The sequence below is a fragment of the Pseudonocardia sp. EV170527-09 genome (assembly GCF_008369905.1).
Classification (GTDB): domain Bacteria; phylum Actinomycetota; class Actinomycetes; order Mycobacteriales; family Pseudonocardiaceae; genus Pseudonocardia.
The window spans coordinates 1-16,987 of record NZ_VRMC01000111.1 but is presented as its reverse complement, the minus strand read 5'-3'; the positions used below and the strand labels follow the sequence as shown (position 1 = coordinate 16,987).

At 73.9% G+C, this 16,987-nt stretch carries 16 protein-coding genes; 7 read left to right on the top strand and 9 right to left on the bottom strand.

Features of this window, described 5'->3' with window-relative positions; all coding sequences use genetic code 11:
* Positions 1-52 precede the first annotated feature (52 nt).
* From FVA95_RS24895 to FVA95_RS24875, 5 genes are read right to left on the bottom strand one after another with little or no spacing between them, the layout of a single operon-like run.
* The gene (locus tag FVA95_RS24895) at positions 53-1,042 is read right to left on the bottom strand and encodes a YveK family protein (protein WP_149666314.1); all 990 of its coding nucleotides are present in this window, start codon (positions 1,040-1,042) and stop codon (positions 53-55) included.
* Complete coding sequence (locus tag FVA95_RS24890) at positions 1,039-2,307, bottom strand: O-antigen ligase (protein ID WP_149666313.1); 1,269 nt, start codon at positions 2,305-2,307, stop codon at positions 1,039-1,041. Before FVA95_RS24890 ends, FVA95_RS24895 begins: the two co-directional genes overlap by 4 nt.
* The gene (locus FVA95_RS24885) at positions 2,304-3,269 is read right to left on the bottom strand and encodes an FkbM family methyltransferase (protein ID WP_149666312.1); all 966 of its coding nucleotides are present in this window, start codon (positions 3,267-3,269) and stop codon (positions 2,304-2,306) included. Before FVA95_RS24885 ends, FVA95_RS24890 begins: the two co-directional genes overlap by 4 nt.
* Positions 3,266-4,540 carry a hypothetical protein gene (locus FVA95_RS24880; RefSeq protein WP_161992431.1) on the bottom strand — a complete coding sequence of 425 codons (1,275 nt, stop codon included), beginning with the start codon at positions 4,538-4,540 and terminating at the stop codon, positions 3,266-3,268. Before FVA95_RS24880 ends, FVA95_RS24885 begins: the two co-directional genes overlap by 4 nt.
* Positions 4,537-5,802, bottom strand: a complete 1,266-nt coding sequence (locus FVA95_RS24875; RefSeq protein ID WP_149666310.1) for a glycosyltransferase family 4 protein — start codon at positions 5,800-5,802, stop codon at positions 4,537-4,539. The genes FVA95_RS24880 and FVA95_RS24875 overlap by 4 nt, the downstream gene beginning before the upstream one ends.
* Before the next feature lie 279 nt (positions 5,803-6,081).
* Here FVA95_RS24875 and FVA95_RS24870 point away from each other — a divergent pair, with 279 nt between their 5' ends.
* From FVA95_RS24870 to FVA95_RS24855, 4 genes are read left to right on the top strand one after another with little or no spacing between them, the layout of a single operon-like run.
* A complete protein-coding gene (locus tag FVA95_RS24870) occupies positions 6,082-6,768 on the top strand; it encodes a hypothetical protein (protein ID WP_149666309.1) in 687 nt (228 codons plus the stop codon).
* Entirely contained in the window at positions 6,765-8,735 is a 1,971-nt protein-coding gene (locus FVA95_RS24865; RefSeq protein WP_149666308.1) for a glycosyltransferase, read from the top strand. Before FVA95_RS24870 ends, FVA95_RS24865 begins: the two co-directional genes overlap by 4 nt.
* Before the next feature lie 8 nt (positions 8,736-8,743).
* Positions 8,744-9,514: an FkbM family methyltransferase gene (locus FVA95_RS24860; RefSeq protein WP_161992429.1), complete on the top strand. Its 771-nt coding sequence runs from the start codon at positions 8,744-8,746 to the stop codon at positions 9,512-9,514.
* Positions 9,511-10,458: a GNAT family N-acetyltransferase gene (locus tag FVA95_RS24855; RefSeq protein ID WP_149666306.1), complete on the top strand. Its 948-nt coding sequence runs from the start codon at positions 9,511-9,513 to the stop codon at positions 10,456-10,458. The genes FVA95_RS24860 and FVA95_RS24855 overlap by 4 nt, the downstream gene beginning before the upstream one ends.
* Positions 10,459-10,486: 28 nt before the next feature.
* Here FVA95_RS24855 and FVA95_RS24850 read toward each other — a convergent pair whose 3' ends face one another.
* Together FVA95_RS24850 and FVA95_RS24845 are read right to left on the bottom strand one after the other, a co-directional pair.
* Positions 10,487-11,251, bottom strand: coding sequence for a class I SAM-dependent methyltransferase (locus FVA95_RS24850; RefSeq protein ID WP_149666305.1), 765 nt, complete (start codon positions 11,249-11,251; stop codon positions 10,487-10,489).
* On the bottom strand, positions 11,248-12,792 hold the full coding sequence (locus tag FVA95_RS24845; protein ID WP_161992428.1) for a sugar transferase: 1,545 nt from the start codon (positions 12,790-12,792) through the stop codon (positions 11,248-11,250). The genes FVA95_RS24850 and FVA95_RS24845 overlap by 4 nt, the downstream gene beginning before the upstream one ends.
* 275 nt (positions 12,793-13,067) lie before the next feature.
* On the opposite strand from FVA95_RS24845, the gene FVA95_RS24840 reads away from it, so the two are divergent.
* Positions 13,068-13,463, top strand: coding sequence for a hypothetical protein (locus tag FVA95_RS24840; RefSeq protein WP_149666303.1), 396 nt, complete (start codon positions 13,068-13,070; stop codon positions 13,461-13,463).
* An 85-nt stretch (positions 13,464-13,548) separates the two neighbouring features.
* A complete protein-coding gene (locus FVA95_RS24835; RefSeq protein ID WP_149666302.1) occupies positions 13,549-15,225 on the top strand; it encodes a cholesterol oxidase substrate-binding domain-containing protein in 1,677 nt (558 codons plus the stop codon).
* Between the two features lie 147 nt (positions 15,226-15,372).
* On the opposite strand, the gene FVA95_RS24830 is transcribed toward FVA95_RS24835, so the two are convergent.
* Positions 15,373-16,017, bottom strand: coding sequence for a TetR/AcrR family transcriptional regulator (locus FVA95_RS24830; protein ID WP_149666301.1), 645 nt, complete (start codon positions 16,015-16,017; stop codon positions 15,373-15,375).
* A 95-nt stretch (positions 16,018-16,112) separates the two neighbouring features.
* Positions 16,113-16,679 carry a DsbA family protein gene (locus tag FVA95_RS24825; RefSeq protein WP_020627179.1) on the bottom strand — a complete coding sequence of 189 codons (567 nt, stop codon included), beginning with the start codon at positions 16,677-16,679 and terminating at the stop codon, positions 16,113-16,115.
* A gap of 134 nt (positions 16,680-16,813) precedes the next feature.
* Between FVA95_RS24825 and FVA95_RS24820 the strand changes: the two genes are divergently transcribed.
* The coding region (locus FVA95_RS24820) for a leucine zipper domain-containing protein (protein ID WP_149662471.1) at positions 16,814-16,987 on the top strand (174 nt) is incomplete at its 3' end.

Genomic DNA, 16,987 nt, shown 5'->3' with positions numbered 1-16,987 from the left:
GCAACGACTGAACACCCGACAAGGGGGTCAGTCCCAATCCGTCGTTACGGGGTTACTCCCAACCCGCCGTTGACAGCATCGCGTCCCCGAGCGTCGCCCGGCCCGCGACGACCTCGGCCAGACCCCGGTCCGGGGGCAGACCGAGGAGCCCGGCGACCCCGGGAGCCCGCAGGTCCGCCTCGACCACGGCCACCCGCTCGGTGCCGGCGAACGCCGCGGCCAGGGCCAGCGCGGTGGTCGTGCGTCCCTCTCCGCGCACGGCGCTCGACACGGCCAGCACCGCCCGGTTGCCGCCACGGGCGGTCACCGCGGTGCGGAGGCGGCGGGCACCGTCGGTGACCTCGGGGGAGCCGAGCCGGCTCCCGTCGCGTGCCCGCCGGGGGTGCACCGGCAGCCTGCCGAGCAGCGGTGCCCCGCTGAGGGCGGGCAACCGGTGGCCGACCCTGCGGTCGGTCGTGTGCCGGACCAGGGCCACCCCCGCCGCGACGATCAGCCCCGCGACGGCGGCGACCGGCGCCGTCGTCGCGAGCCCCGGTGACGAGGGCCGGACGGCCGGGCGCGCCGGGTCGACGGTCTCCAGCTGCACGCCGGAGCGGGCGGACCGTTCCAGCTCCCCGACGACGGCGACCAACCGGCGGGCGACCGCGTTCGCCGTCTCCGCGTCCTGTACCGGGTCCGGGCCGGACACGGTCAGCGACAGCACGGTCGACTCCGGCGCCGCGGTGACGGAGATCCGGCCCGCCAGGTCCTCGGCGGGTTCGGCCCGGCCCTGCTGCTCACCCACCGGCACGAGCACCCGGTGAGAGGTCGCGAGAGCCCGGTAGGAGGCGATGCGGTCCTGGGAGAGCAGGGTGCCCTGGTAGGCCGACGTCGGATCGTCGCCGGAGGAGGAGCGTGCGGTGACGTAGATGCTGGTCGTCGAGTCGTAGGTGGGCGGGACGAACAGGGCCGCCAGCACCGCCAGCAGGACGCCGAGGAGCGCTCCGGCGAGCAGCAGACGGCGGTGGGCGGACAGGACGTGCAGCAGGGACGCGGAGGTCATACGAGGGCCTTCCCGGAGGGGACGGGCGTCGCGGAGGACGCGTGGAGCCCCGCCAGGAGAGCGGGGGCGGTGTAGAGGTAGAGGTCGGCGAGCTGGTTCTCGACCAGGCCTCCGACGAGCCAGGCTGCGACGCTCACCCCGAGGGCGAGCGACAGGCCGTCGTACCGGCCGCGCAGGGCGTGGGCGTCGGCGAGCATCCCGGCGGCGGACAGGACGAAACCGACCAGCAGCAGCACCCCTCCGGCGGCGACGAGCTGCACCCAGATGGAGTGGCCCTGGGGCAGGACGGCCAGCCCGACCCCGGTGACCGGGCTGTGCCGGGCGTCGTCGACGGCCTGCTGCAGGATCGAGGCCCGGATCGAGTCGCTGGCCTCCGCCGAGGCCGAACCGGTGATGCGCAGCTGCGACGCCACCGTGGGCAGCCGGTCGCCCGCGACGAGCACGGTGACGAGTCCGGCCGCCGCGACCAGGAGCCCCGGTCCGAGCAGACGCACGCGTGCCCACCGGTCGGTGACCAGGACCGCCAGCGTCCCCAGGACGGCCAGCACGGTCCCGCCGCGGGACTGCGCGACGACCAGGCCGCCGACGAGGGCGGCGATGCACAGCAGCGCGGCGCCGCGGTGCCGACCGTGCAGTGTCCGGTGCACCGCCAGGGGCAGGGCGAGGGCCGAGGCGACGGCCAGGTGGTTGGGCTGGACCGAGAGCCCGGTCTGCCTGCCCCCGACGTCGACGGCGTCGATCAGGTTCGCCGATATCGAGGTCAGCCCGGTGGCGTCGCCGACCGCGACCAACGCGTTCACCGAGGCCCCGAGCAGCCAGGCAGCGCACAGGCGCCCGATCAGCTGCGGCCGCCCCGGTGCTGCCACGCAGACGGCCACGGGCAGGGCGAACGCGGCGACCAGCCACTGCAGGCCCGCCACCAGGCCCAGCACCGGTGCGGCACCGAGCTCCTCGGCGGAAGGCACGTGGTCGGGGAGATAGCGTCCGGCCAGGTAGGCCCCGGTGGGGTGGAACAGGACCGAGGTGACCGTCGCGAGCGCGATCGCTGCGCTCAGCGGCCACACCCAGGCCGGTACCACCAGTGGCCGGCATCGCAGGCACGCATCGACGGCCAGCGCCAGGCAGGCCGCGGCCAGCAGGAGCGGGGCCGGCTTGAACGGGCTCCAGCCCAGGGCGTTCCACGGTGCGCTGAGCACCGCCGCGGCCAGCAGCAGCTCTCCGACGCGTGCGGCGGCGGTACCCGTCCGCGGGTCCGGGCCGGTCATCGGAGGTCCCCCAGGTGCACCGGGACCGCACCGCGCTCGGCGAGGACGAGCAGCACGTCGTAGTGCTCGTCGACCGGCGGGCGGGGGCCGGCGGGATGCAGCTGCGTCCCGAGCCGCAGCACGAGGTACCCGCCGCCCACGAGCTGTTCGAGCACCCGGTCCAGCCGCGGTGTGTGGGGCATCCGCTCCACCAGCAGGATCGGCCGGTCGCGCAGGATGATGTCCAGGGCCGACTCCAGGATCCCGGCCTCCGCCCCCTCCACGTCGAGCTTGACCAGGTCACGGCCGGTGATGAGATGCCGGGCGGACAGGGTCGGGACGGTGAGTGAGCGCCGTGCGGCGCGGTCGGCGGTCCCTTCGGTGTGCCCGCGCAGGTACGACCCGGTCGGTGCCGCGGAGAACGACTCCTGGTCGGGCAGCGCCAGGTACAGCGACGAGGGAGCGCCCTGTCCCACCGCGGCCGCGGTCAGTACCGCACCGTGGCCGAGCCCGTTGAGCTCGAGGTTGCGACGGGTGGCGCGGGCGGCCTCGGGGTTGGCCTCGACCGCGAGATAGCCCCCCACCGGGGCCGCCGCGGCGCCGACCGTGGTGTACCAGCCGATGTTGGAGCCGATCTCGAGGACCGCGGTCGCCCGGCTGCACAGCAGCCGCCACCAGGCGGCCTCCCCGGGCTCGTAGCCCTGCTCCCCGAACCAGTACAGCGTTCGTTCGAGCCGTGCCCCGACGACGTGCAGGCGGATGCCGCCGCTGCCGGGGACCGTGACGACGGTCTGGTGCAGCGGCCGGTGGAACAGCAGCCGGGCCACCGGTGCCCAACGGGGGTCGGTCCTGCCGTCGTCGGTGATCCAGTGTCGGTGCACCCAGTCGACGGTGCGGCCGGGCACCGCACGGAGCAGTCGGGCGAGCAGCCGGCGGGCACGGACCCTGGACCGGCCGACGAGGGAGAGCCTCGGGCCGGTCATCGGTCACCGCCCGGTGTCCTGCGCAGCTCCCGGCGGACGACCGCGGCGGTCCCGAGCAGGACGACGACGGCGACGGCGGCCAGCGCCCACGCGGCCCCCGCTGCGCCGCCGAGCACACCGCCCAGCGCGGTCCCGGCCACCACGACGGTGCTGCGGCACAGGTGCAGCGCGAGCGAGACCCGCCCGCGCCGCGTGCCGTTCAGCAGGGCCATCGCGGGCATGCACCACGCGAGCAGCCCGGTCTGCAGAGCGACCGGCAGGGCGAGCGGTGCGTAGCCGGACCACCGCGGGAACAGCAGCTGCATCAACGGGCCGGCCAGCGCCGCGACCACGGCGACGCCGACGACGACCGGGGCCACCTGGCGGACCACCTGCCGGTGGACCGTGCGCAGGGACGTACCGCCGGGGCCCTGTGCGGCCGTGGCCACCGTCGGGGTCGCCAGGACCAGCATGGCCCCGAGCACGACGGTGGCGGGCTGGGAGACGAGCAGCTGGACGGCACGCAGCCCGCCCGCGTCGGCGGGACCGAGGACCAGCCCCACCGTCGCGAGCACCAGGAACAGCTCGACCTGGGCGACGACCGCCACCGCGGTGAACCAGCCGGCGATGTCCCCACTGGCTCGCAGCCAAGGGCCGGGGGGCGACGGCAGGCCGTCTGCGCCGGCCAGGCAGAGCAGCGCCAGCACGCCGGCCAGCGCGCCCGCACCCCAGGAGAGCGCCAGCAGTGGGAGGCCGACCGGTCCGGCCGGGAGCTGCCCGAGCGCCCAGTGCCCCAGCACCAGGGTGGCGCCCTGGACCACGGCCCACACCGAGTCGAGTGTCAGCGCGGCGCCGGGTCGTCCCCCGGCCAGGAAGGTGGAGCGGCCGACGTCCTGGACGAGGCTGAACACCACACCGGGCAGCAGCCACACCAGCGTGCCGTCGATCACCGCGGCCAGCACGAGCAGGGCCGCCACCGCGGGAAGGGTGCCCCACCACGCCAGTCCCAGGGCGGAGCGGGCCAGTGGCGCCCTGCGGTGCGGTTCGACGGCGGGCAGGTGGACGAGCAGGGAGGAGCCGATGAGCCCGCGGGCACAGGCGAGCACGACGGTCACCCCGGCGAACCCGACGGCGAAGGTGCCGAAGGCGTCGGGGGCGAGGAACAGCGACGCCAGGTAGACGGTGGCGACGTTGGTCCCGGCGTTGACGAGCTGGGAGCTGATGCCCAGGACGGTGGGGAGATGGTGCCCGAGTCCGACGGGCCGGGCCGTGCGCAGGGTCTCGGGCATCATGCGACCCCGCTCCGGTACAGGCGGTCGAGCCAGCCGAGGTATCCCGCGTGGGCCTGCGCGGCCGAGCAGCGTTCGCGGGCGTGGTCCCGGCCGCGGTGGCCCAGCTCGGTGGTGTCCTGGCCGATCAGCCGTTCGATCGCGCTGAGCAGCGCGCCGGGGTCACCCGGCCCGACGACGACGCCGGCCCCCGCGGTACGTAGATCGGCCGCGGCGGGGCTGCGCGCGTCGGTGGCGGCCACGATCGGCCGGCCGGCGGCGAAGTAGGAGGTCAGCTTGCTGGGGGCGCAGGTCTCGCGCAGACCGGGGCGCTCGTGGAGCAGCAGCACGTCGGCGGCGGCGAGCACGTCGGGAAAGTCGTCCTCGGGGACCGGGGGCAGCAGCCGTATCCGGGAGCATCCCTCGGCGGCCCGGGCGATCCGGTCCCGCTGGTTGCCGTCGCCGACCAGGACGAACTCGACCGGCACGTCCCAGCCCTCGGCGAGCCGGGCCGCCTCGACGACCCCGTCGAGCCCTTGCTTGGCTCCCATGTTCCCGGCGTGCATCACGACGTGCCGGTCGGGCCGCAGCCCCAGCCGGGAGCGGACGGCGTCGCGGTCGCGGACCGGGGCCGCGACGTGGGTCCAGTTGTGCACCACGTCGACGTCCGCACCGGGGATCCCCTGGGCGACGAGCCGGTCGCGCAGCACCTCGTGCACCGTGAGGATCCCGTCGGCGCGCCGCAGCAGCGCGGTCTCGGTGCGGGTGACCAGGTCGGCCAGTACGTGTCGGGCCCGTGGGCCGATGCCGCTCAGGAGGCCGCGCGCCCCGCCGAGCTCGTGGGCACCCGCGCCGTAGAGGTCCTGGACGACGACCCCGAGCGCCGTCGTCCGTCCGGCCCGGCGGCCGCGGCGGCGCTGCACCTGCGCGGCGGCCACGCCGAGCAGGGCGGGGCTCACCGCGACCACGACGTCGGGCGGATCGGGAACGACCCTCGCCGCGGCTGTGGCGAACACGGCTTCCATCGCGATGCGGCCCATCGGGCCGCCGTCGCGGGGGACCGGGTGAGGTACCCGGGTGATCCGCACCGGCCCGTCCCACTCCTGACGGCGGACCCGACAGCCGTCCTCGCTTCGCCACCGGGGGTAGTGTGGAAACCCAGTAACTACAGTTATCTGGTGTCCGACTTCTGCGAAGGCGTGCGTCATACCTGTCGTGTACGGAGCGATTCCGGTCGGTTCCGGAGAGTAGTTGAGGCCCACTATCAGGATGTCAAGGCGCTTCATATGGGCCTCCTGCTTACGGGTCGTTCGGGTGGGGTGGGGGCGTTTGCCCTGCGAGGAGGACTGATCCCTTGATGTCCTTGTCGACGGTAACTGTCGCTACGTTAACAGTGAAGTGGCGGTCGACACAGTTGCTGCGCGATGTTTACGTTTCCTTTCCGGGTGTCTCCGGAAGGGTTCGGGTTGTCGCTCATGCTTGCTGATGTGGTCGAGAACGGGCATTATCTTTAGAAGCAGTAATAACTGTTACTCATAGTCTCGTTGTTCGAACAGGGAGTCACGATGCCGTTCGGAGTCCGGTCCCGGCGCCTGCGTACCGTGTGCGCGCTGCTCGCGGCCGCCCTGCCGTGGGCGGTGCGTCGTCCGATCCTGGTGCACGTACTGGGCCACAGCATCCATCCCACGGCCAGGGTCGGCTTCTCCCTGGTGGACGTCGGTCACCTGGAACTCGGGCCCGGGGCCGAGATCGGTCATCTGAACGTCGTCCGGGGTCTGGACCGGGTCACCCTCGGAAGGTCGGCGGTCCTGGCCCACCTGAACTGGGTCAACGCCGTCCGGCGGGACCGCGGCTTCCTCCAGGGGGTCGACCGGTCACCGGAGCTGGTCCTCGGACCGTGCGCCCGCATCATGGTGCTGCACCTGCTGGACTGCACGGCCCGGATCGAGCTCCGGGAGCGGGCGACGGTCGCCGGCTACCAGTCGCTGCTGATGACCCACTCGTTCGACCCGGCGACCCACAGCCAGACCGCGCAGCCGATCGTGGTGGGGGAGCGCACCGTCCTCGCGGCACGGGTCACGGTGTTGCCGGGGGCGGAGGTCGCGGCGCACAGCCTCGTCGCGGCCGGTGCGGTCGTGGTCCGCCCACTGCCCGGGAGCCACCACCTCTACGGCGGTGTCCCCGCGAGGGTGCTGGGCACCCTCGCCCCGGACACGGGGTTCCTCGTGGCCGAGGAGGAGATCGCCCGATGAGCGGGGTGTCCGAGCCGGAGCTCTCCGAGATCTACGGTCGGCTGCAGGAGCACGTGGCGTCCGGGGGGTCGCCACTGGGGCATCTGCTGCACAACCCCGGGGACGTCCTGCGGGCGGTGCGCGCGATCGCGGCGTTGCCCGTGCTGGAAGCCCGCTTCTCCGCCGGCCCGGACGGCCGGGCACTGCGTGCGGTCTTCCGCGAGGGACGTGTCCGGTTCGGGCGTTGGGAGCATCGTGCGGTCGTCGTCCTGCCCGACCGGGTCGAGGACGTCGGGTCCGGACGGCCCAACCGCACCCTGCGCCGCCAGGTCCGGCACGCGACGGCCGCCGGGTTGCGTTGCGAGACCGTCGACGATCCCGACGAGCGGCGCCGGCTGGTGGCCCTGGCCGACGAGTGGGAACGCTCCCAGCCCGGGGCCTACCGCAATCCCGACGCGGACAACGGCGACCTCGTGCGCTTCGACCTGTGGCTGGCGGTCTACTCCGCGGAGGGCCTGCCGTTGCTGCTGTCCGTCGCGCCGGTGGACGGCGGGTGGGGGTGCGTGCGCTACTTCCGGACCCTGGCCCCCGGCCCGGACCGGTCGGGCGCGCGCTACCTCGCCGTCCACCGTCTGCAGTGCGAGCTGGTGGAACGTGGTGTCCGCTACCTGGTCGACAACCGGTCACCGGTCGGGCTCCCGAACGGGCTGCGTCACTTCCAGCGGATGGTGGGGTTCCGCCTCCACCGGGTCCGGGTGCGTCCCGAGCCGGCAGTCGGGTCCGCAGGGACCGCTCCCGGGCCGAGGGGGCCGCTGCGGGTGCTGCACGTGCTGGGGCGCATCGGCGCCGAGCAGGGCGGATCGGCGGCCGCGGCGGTGGCGGTGGCCCGCACCACCCGGGCCGCCGGCGACCGGGCGACCCTGCTGACCACGGTCGGCTCGCCCGAGGAGCTGCCCGGCCCCGAGGAGCTGGGCGACGTGGACCTGGTGGCGTGCCCGCGGTCGTGGCCCGGCTGCTGGGCGCTGTCCTGGTCGTTGGTGGGGTGGCTGCGCCGGCACGCGCACCGTTACGACCTGCTCGAGGTGCACGAGGTGTTCTCGTTCCCCGCGCTCGCCTGCTGGTGGGCCGCTCGCCGGTCCGGTGTGCCCCTGGTGATCCGGCCGCACGGCTCGTTGGAGCCCTACGACATGGCCCACAACCACCCGTGGCTCAAGCGGTTGCTGCGTCCCGCGCTGCGCCGGCTGTTGGAGGACTGTGCGGCGGTCTGGCTGACCGCGCAGCGCGAGTCGGCCAATCTGGCGGGCCTGGGCGCCGCGCCCTGCACCGTGGTGACCGCACTGCCGGTGGACGCCCCGTCGAGCCCCGGAGACGGAGCCGGGTTCCGGGCCTCGCTCGGGCTGACCGCACAGGCACGGATCGTGCTCTTCCTCGGCCGGCTCGACCGCAAGAAGGGACTGATCCGGCTGGTCGAGGCCGTGGACAGGGTCCGGGCCGAGGATCCGCGCGCGGTGCTGGTCGTGGCCGGATCCGGCGACCCGGCGTTCGCCACAGAGCTGCGCTCGCGGGTCGCCGGCCTGGACCACCCGTCGGCGGTGCACCTGGTCGGGTACCTCGGGGGGCAGCGCAAACGTGACGCCCTGGCCGCGGCGGACCTGTTCGTCCTGCACTCCGACAACGAGAACTTCGGCATCGCCCCGGTGGAGGCGGTGCAGGCCGGGCTGCCCGTGCTCGTCTCCGACGAGGTCTACGTCGGCGACGACCTCGCCGCCGCCGGGGTCGCCGTCGTGGTGCCGGCCGGTGACAGCGCGGCGCTGTCCTGCGAGATCGCCGCGTTGCTGGCCGATCCCGCCCGGCGGGCCACGCTGGCCGCGGCCGCCGGCCCCGCCGCTTCCCGCTACCTGCCCGACCGTGTCGCCCGGCGCGACGCCCGGGTCCGCCGTGCCGTCCTCGCCGGAACCGTCGACACCCTCGGGGAGCACCCGGAATGACTCTGCACGTGACCACACTCCCGCGCACGCCGGGAACCCGACGCACCCGCCTCCACACGACGCTGGGCAGGACCCGCCTGCGGGTGCGCAAGCTCGTCCGGGCGGCCCGGCGTCCCCGGCTGCGCGCCGCGCTCCGCCAGGGTGTGCTGGCCGCCACCGACCACCAGGACTCCGGTCTCGGCGGCCCGTTCGCCACCGTCGTCGACGTCGGGGCCTCGCGAGGACAGTTCGCCTCCTGGATCCGCGACCGCCACCCCGACGCCCGGATCGTGTGCTTCGAGCCCCTCGCCGAGGCGGCGGGGCGGATCCGCGCAGTGGTGGACGGCCCCGTGGAGGTGCACGTCGCCGCCGTGGGAGCCCGGCCCGGCCGGTGCACGCTGCACGTCTCGGCCGCCGACGACTCCTCCTCGTTGCTGCCGATCGGCCGGCAGGCCCGCGAGTTCCAGGGCACCGCAGAGGCCGCGGTGCGGGAGGTGCCGGTCACCACCCTGGACGAGCACCTCGACGCCGACATCGCGCAGCCCGCCCTGCTGAAGATCGACGTGCAGGGCTACGAGCTGGAGGTGCTGCGCGGCGCCACCCGGGTGCTCGACTCGGTGCAGGAGATCCTCTGCGAGTGCTCGTTCGTCGAGCTCTACGTGGGCCAGCCGCTCGCGGGCGACGTCGTCGCCCATCTGGCCGGCCGGGGGTTCCGGCTGGTCCACGTCGCGGGCATCAGCACCGGGGCGGACGGCGAGCAGCTCCAGGCCGACCTGACCTTCCGCCGGGTAGCGGGGTGACCACGCGTCTGCGACCGTGCACCGATCCCGCCCGGTGGGATGCCGCACGGGCCGCCTCGGGGCGCACCCCGATCCCCTTCCACGACCTGACCTGGCTCCGTTCGGCCGCGGCGATGACGGCGACCACGCTGCACCCGATGGTCGTCGAGCGGTCCGGCGAGCCCCTCGGCATCCTGCCCCTGCTGTGCCGGCGGATCGGCCCGCTGGGCCTGGTCAGCTGGTCCCCGACGCCCTACGCCGGACCGGTGCTCCCGGCCGCGGACCTCGCGGAAGGCCTGGAGCTCGCCAACCGCTGGTCGTTCCGGCACGGGGTCGGGGTGCAGCGCTACGGGTTCTCCCCGGTGGATCGCCCGTCGGAGGAGGTGCTCCGTGCGTGCGGGTACACCGTGTCCCACGAGCGCACCTACCTGCTGGACCTCGGTGTCGGGGTCGACGCGCTCTGGGCCCGGACGAGTGCGCAGTGCCGCAAGAAGGTCCGACGGGCGCGGGCACGGGGCATCGAGGTGCACCCGGTCCGCGACACCGGCTCGCTCGGACGTGCCGTGCGGGCGGCGTTCGCCTCCCGCGGTCGTCGCGACGGGCTGCGTGGCGTCTTCCCACCCCGCTATGACGACCTGACGGCAGGCCCGGCGGCGGTGCACCTGTCCGAGGCCCGCGACGTCGACGGCCGGGTGCACGCCGTGCTGGCCACCGTCTGCCTCGACGGGTACGCGGTGACCTGGGCGGGCGGGGTCCTGCCCGAGCACCGCGACTCACCGGCCGGGGTGCTCCTGTACTGGGACGCGATCGCCTGGGCGTGCGGGCGGGGGGCGCACACGCTGGACCTGCTGGGCGTGCCGGACGAGGGCATCGACCGCTTCAAACGGCAGTTCGGCGGCATGTCGCACCCGGTCACCGTGGCCGAGCGGGCCCTGCCCGGGCTGCGGATGCTGCGTTCGGGATGACCCCGGATCTCAGGAAGGACCCCGGAGCTCAGGACGACCCGGTGTCGTCCGGGTGGGGCCCGGGCGGTCGACGCAGCCGGTGCACCGACCACCAGCGTGCGGTGACCGTGCGCTCCCAGCGCGGGTCGTCGTCGAGCACGGCGCGGTGCACCGGGTTGACGTAGCCGACGGTCACCGGGCCGCTCGCCTGCTCGGCCACGCGGTCCAGCACGCGTCGCAGCACGGCGGGGCCGAAGGGATTGAACAGGAACACCAGCAGCGGGCCCGCGGGGACGGCGGTCGTCGCGGCGTCGCCGGTGTGGACCACCACCGCGGTGGAGCCGCCCGCGGCCAGGTTGGCACGCGCGGTGCGGGCCAACCCGGGATCGAGCTCCACCCCGACGACCCGGGCGAAGCCGTGCTCCCGGGCGAGCGCCAGGGCCCGGCCCCGTCCGCATCCCAGGTCCAGGAAGGTCGTGGCCGAGGGTGTCGTCGCACAGGCCCTCACCACCGCGCGGAAGCGCCGCAGCCCCACCGGCTGGTAGGCGTAGGCGGCGTGCGGGTCGGGAGTGTCGCCCGGGGAGTCCGGCCGGAGCATCCCGGCGGTCCGGATGCCGTACCGACGGTCGACCACGGTCTCCGCGGCGCGGCGCAGGCACCGGTGTCCGAGGGCCACGGTCTTGGCCACGACGAACCCGGCGACCGCGCGCGGTGCGCCGCTCTCCCCGAGCCCGCTCCGCGACCGGTGCAGGTCGTCCGCCAGCCGTCGTCGCTCGGCGCGCAGCATGTCCGCGAGCCGGCGGGTGCGGCTCACCACGCCCCGTCTCCCCGCAGCACCGCGCGCACGGTGCGCACCAGGATGATCAGGTCCAGCGACAGCGACCAGGTCTCCACGTAGCGCAGATCGAGTGTCAGCGACTCCTCCCAGCTCAGGGTGCTGCGGCCGCTGACCTGCCAGAGCCCGGTCATCCCTGGTCGCACGAGCAGCCGGCGGCGGGCGCGGTCGCAGTAGGTCGCCACCTCGCCCGGCAGCGGCGGACGAGGGCCGACCAGGCTCATCGATCCGCCGACGACGTTGAACAGCTGCGGCAGTTCGTCGAGCGAGTACCGACGCAGGACCGCCCCGACCCGGGTCACACGTGGGTCGCGCCGCATCTTGAACAGCGGGCCCGCTCCCTCGCCCACCGCGTGCAGCCCGGCACGCAGCTGCGGGGCGTCGGGCACCATCGTGCGGAACTTCACCATGTCGAAGGGCCTGCCCCGAACGCCGATCCGTTCCTGGCGGAAGAAGACAGGGCCGCCGTCGCCGCAGCGCACGGCCAGCGCGACGACCAGCAGCAACGGGGCGGTGAGGAGCAGGATCGACAGCGCGGCCACCCGGTCGAACGTGTGCTTGAGCGTCCGCGCGGCCCCGTCGAGTCGCAGCCGGGGCAGGCGCAGCAGCGGGAGGCCGTCGAGGTCGGTCAGGGACGCCCGCCGGGCGGTCACGTCGACGAGCCCGGCATCGACGACCAGCTCCACGGGGGTGTCCTCCAGCGACCAGGCCAGGCGGCGGAGCTCGGCGGGGCCGGCGCCGGCCGAACGGCACACGACGACGACGTGGTGTCCGTGGCGCAGGGCGACAGACGCCGCGTCGTCCTGCTCGCCGAGCACGGGGACGTCCTCGACCGCGGCAGGTCCCGTCCCGGTGGCGGTGGGCGTACAGACACCGGTCACCTCCCAGCCGGAACCGCGGTCGGTGCGGGCCCGTCGGACGAGGTCGGCGACGGCATCGGCCGGGCCGACCGCGAGAACCGGGGTGAGTCCGACTCCCCGGCGTCGGCGTCGCCGGAGGAACCGGTCGCGCACCAGCCGGACGGCCCCCAGCAGGACCCCCGTCGCCGGGACGACGACCAGGGCCCAGGTGCGCGCAGGGTCCGCGGTCGGTGCGACCCCGCTCGCGGCGAGTCCACCGGCCGCCAGCACGCCGCCGGCGACCAGCACCGCCTGCCCGAGCCGTCGGAACTCCTCGGCCCTCCTGCCGACGACCTCCGGCGACCAGGAGCGGACCAGCGCCAGCGCGCCGACGAGCGCCACCGCGGTGGTGACGGCGCCGGCGAGCCGGTCGGCCGGCTGGGCCCCGCCGATCCCCGACGCCACCGCCCCGGTCACCGTCAGCAGGATCGTCGCCAGGTCCGCGGCCGCGGTGCGCGACGCCCTGGAGGCCCGCCGGATCGGGCGGTGCGGACGGGAGACGGGCGTGACCGGGGGCGTGGGACCGGGGAGCCGACGGAGAAGGGTCTCTCGGGGCCGGGGGACCGGTGGAGCGGCCTGGTCGGGCGCCGTGGCCACGACGAGCGGGTGCTGGGAACTCACGTGGGCTCCTCGGATCGGGCGGGGACGCGTGTCAGCGGAGAATCAACAGTAACAAGCGCTATCTCTAGATGAAACCGGAGATCTGGCGAGGCGGGAATCGCCTGTCGAATGGTGACCGACTGCCTACTGAGCGTCGTCGAGCTCGGTCCTTGTACTAAAAGGCCTGCGTGCAGGGGGTTCAAGGGCGCCGGAGCATGTGAGGTCCGTGACAGTAGGAGATATCGGTAGCGTCGGTTACTGTGAAATCTCCACGGAAGTTCACGAGAGGAAATGCCATGAATGCGAACTGGTTCAAGAGGACTGCGGCACTGATGGGCGGCGTGGTGGTCGCCGGTCTGCTGTTCACCGGCACGGCGATGGCGGACGAGCCTGTGGGTGACGGTGTGTGGAGCCCTTCGCACGACGCCTCGCTGCAGCGTGCGCCCCTGTGCCAGGGGCCGTTCGCGACCCTGGACTGGCTGGACAAGAACTTCGCCGACCACGGTCGCGACGGCCAGGCCCAGCTCGCGGCGAACCTGGCAGCCCTGCAGAGCGGCAACCCCGGCACGATCCTCGGCCAGGCGGAGACCTCGCTGCTCCAGTACCCGATCTACGCCGTCAACGACACCCTCTTCCACGTCCCGGCGACGGTGGCGGACGTCGCCGCGCTGTGCGCGTCGACCCGCCAGTGAGCTGACCCGATCGATCGCCACCCGGCCCCGCCCGCCGCGGGCGGGGCCGAGTGGTCGGCCGGCCGCGACATCGAGGAGAGCGAACATGCGAGAACTGACACGCCGCGCGGTCCTGCGTGGTGCGGCACTGGCCGGAACGGCGGTCCTCGTCGGTGTCCGGACGCCCGCCCAGATGGGTACGTCCCTGCCCGACTTCCCCGCCGGCGTCCCGGTGCACCGGGAGGTCTTCGAGAACTGGGACGGGGTGATCACGACCGATCCGTTGTGGACCTGCGTTCCGCGTACGCCGGCCGACGTGGTCGCGGTGCTCGACTGGGCGCACCGTTCCGGGTACCGGGTGCGGCCGCGCGGCTACCGCCACAACTGGTCCCCGTTGGTCGTGTCACGGGGGCAGAACGAGGGGACGAAGATCCTCGTCGCCGACCTCACCCAGGGGCTGACCGGCATGACGATGACCGCCCCGGACGAGGTGCGGGTCCAGGCTGGCGCCCGGATGGACCGGTTGCTCTCGTTCCTGCACCGCAACGGTGCGTCGATCACGAATGCCCCCGCTCCGGGCGACGTGACGGTCGCCGGCGTGCTGGCCGTCGGGGGACACGGGTCCTCGGTGCCCGCGGCCGGTGAGCGACGGGTGCGTGGGCAGAGCTTCGGTTCCGTGTCCAACCTCGTGACCGCTGTGACCGCCGTGGTCTGGGACGCGGCGCGGGGCGGCTTCGCCGAGCGGACCTTCGACCGCTCGGACCCCGGTTGTGCCGCGTTGCTCACCGGGCTGGGGCGCATCGTGCTCACCGAGGTCCGGCTGCGGGTGCAGCCCGCCTACGACCTGCGCTGCCGGAACCACACCGACATCCCGGCCACCGAGTTCTTCGCGGCCCCGGGGCGCACCACCGCCCGGTCGATGTCGTCGATGCTCGACCGGTCCGGGCGGGTCGGCGCCATCTGGTACACCTTCTCCGACCACCCGTGGATCCAGGAGTGGACGGTCACCCCGCGGCGGCCGCTGCTGTCGCGGCCCACGCTCGGCCCGTACAACTACCCCTTCGCCGACAACCTCCCCGCGGTCGTCGAGGAGCCGCTGTCGGTGCTCGTGTCCGGTCACCCGGAGGTGGCGCCGCTGTTCGGCAAGACCGTGTACGGCGCCACCGTCGCCGGACTGACCGCCGTCGGCGCCCGCGACATGTGGGGGCCGGCGAAGGACTTCATCCACTTCGTGAAGCCGACGACGCTGCGGGTCAGCGCCGGCAGCCACGCCGTCGTCGTCGCGCGGGCCGACGCACAGCGGGTCGTGCACGAGTTCAGCTCGTTCATCACCGGGGCCCTGGCCCGGTACGCCGCGCAGGGGCGCTATCCGCTCAACTCCTGCGTGGAGATCCGGGTGACCGGTGTCGACGACCCGGCCGACTGCGCGGTCCCGGGGGCGGTGGTCCCGGCGTTGTCGGCATCGCAGCCGGTGCCCGGCCACCCCGACCGCGACCCCGTCGTCTGGCTCGACGCCCTCGGCCTGCCCGGTACGCCGCACGAGTACGAGTTCTTCGCCGAGATGGAGGCGTTCGTGCGGTCGGCGTTCCGCGGGTACGCCACCGTGCGGCCGGAGTGGGCCAAGCGGTGGGCGACGACCGCGAGCGGCCCGTGGACCGACTCCCAGGTCATCGGTTCGATGCCGCAGGTCTTCCCGGGATGGGCCGCCGCGCGCGATGCCTTCGCGGCGTTCGACCCGCACCGGGTCGTCACTGCGGACCTGCACGACACACTCGGAATCTGAGAAGGCCCGTCCCACCACCCTGCGGCGGGGCAGCGTCGGGACGCCGTGCACGTCCGCGTCCCGCCGGTTACGTCCCGCGGGTTACACAGTGCCGGTGCGGCCGGGAAGGGACGACTCGCGGTGACGGCCGGGACGGGTGCCGGTGCGTCACATCCCGAGCAGTGCGGCGGTGGCGTAGCGCTGGTAGGCGTCGATGACCTCGTCGCGGGTGGCTCGGTCACCGTGTCGGAGCCACCAGCGGCCCAGCTGCTCGCCGCCGCCGGAGATCATCTGCGCGGCCACCACGGCGTCGGTCGTGCTGATCTCCGGGAGGCGTGTCCGGATGAGCAGCACGATGGTCTGCACGGTCTCCTCGCGCAGGGAGTCCATCTGGTCGTTCGACTCCCCGGACATGCCCATGGCGGGGTAGAGCATCGCCCAGCGACACGGGGCCTGCTCGATGAGGGTGAAGAACGCCTCGCCCGCGATCCGGAACACGGTCGACAGGTCGGCGGACTCCGTCCCGTGCATGAGTCCGAGCAGCGCCTCTTGGAACTCCTGCCGGATGCGGCGTACGCAGGCGAGGTAGGCACCGGTCCGTGAGCCGAAGTGGTCGTAGAAGACCGGCCGGCTCACCTCGGCCGCCCGGCAGATGTCCTCGACCGACACACCTTCCAGTCCGTGTTCGACGAACAGCGCCTCCGCGCAGTCCAGGATCTGTTGCGCGCGTACCGCACGAGGGACCCGGCCGTGGCGGAAGCCCCGGACGTCCTGGGGGTGAGGCTCGCCCCGTCGATCGTCTCCAGCTCCCATTCGTCAAGGTTACATCTTGTAGGTCAAGCGTCTGCCGAGGAGAGGTGATCCGGTCCGGCGCGCCGGCTGCCCGGTGACGCCGACCGGTCCGTCCGCTACGAGGTGAGCGCGGGGTCCAGCGCGGCGGAGAGCTCCGCGACGCCGACCTGGCCGCGGTAGCGCTCGCCGTTCACGAACAGTGTCGGCGTGCCGCGGACCCCGGAGCGCACGGCCGCGTTGAACCCGGCCTCCACCCGGTCCTCCGCCAGCTGCGTCGCCGGCCAGACGACCCGGTCCGGACGCACCCCCGCGGCGACGGCGTGTTCCCGCAGGTCGTCCTGGCGCAGCCGGGGCGGGCCGGGGGCGAACAGCGTGTCGTGCATCTCCCAGAACCGGCCCTCGAAGCCGGCCATCTCCGCGGCGAGCGCCGCCGCGATGGCGTGCGGATGCACCTCGTGCAGCGGGAAGTGCCGGAACACGAACCGCAGCCGGTCCCCGAAACGGGCGCGGACCTGCTCCAGGACCGGCGCCGCGTCCCGGCAGTACGGGCACTCGAAGTCGCCGTACTCCACCAGCGTCAGCTCGGCCTCGGGTGGGCCCAGGACGTGGTCGTACGGTCCGACGGGTGGGTCCAGACTGATGGCGGCCTCCTCGTCGTGACCCGCGCAGGGCAGGATCAGCACATGGCGGTGGTGACCCTAGTTGTGATGTCCAGGGAGGTTGTCCCGTCCGGGGGCGGTGAGTCTGGCTGACAGACGAAGGCCTCCGGTTGTGAAGTGGAGCTGTCTAGGAACCGCTTCACCCACCGGAGGCCTTCGTGTCCCACGCTAACGCCGCTCTGACCCCGCGCGCCCGGCTGCGGCTCGCTCAACTCGTCGTCGAGCACGGCTGGACCCACACCGCGGCCGCGACAATGTTCATGGTCTCCGCGCGGACCGCCAAGAAGTGGTCCGACCGCTACCGGGCCGAGGGGCCGGCGGGGATGGCCGAC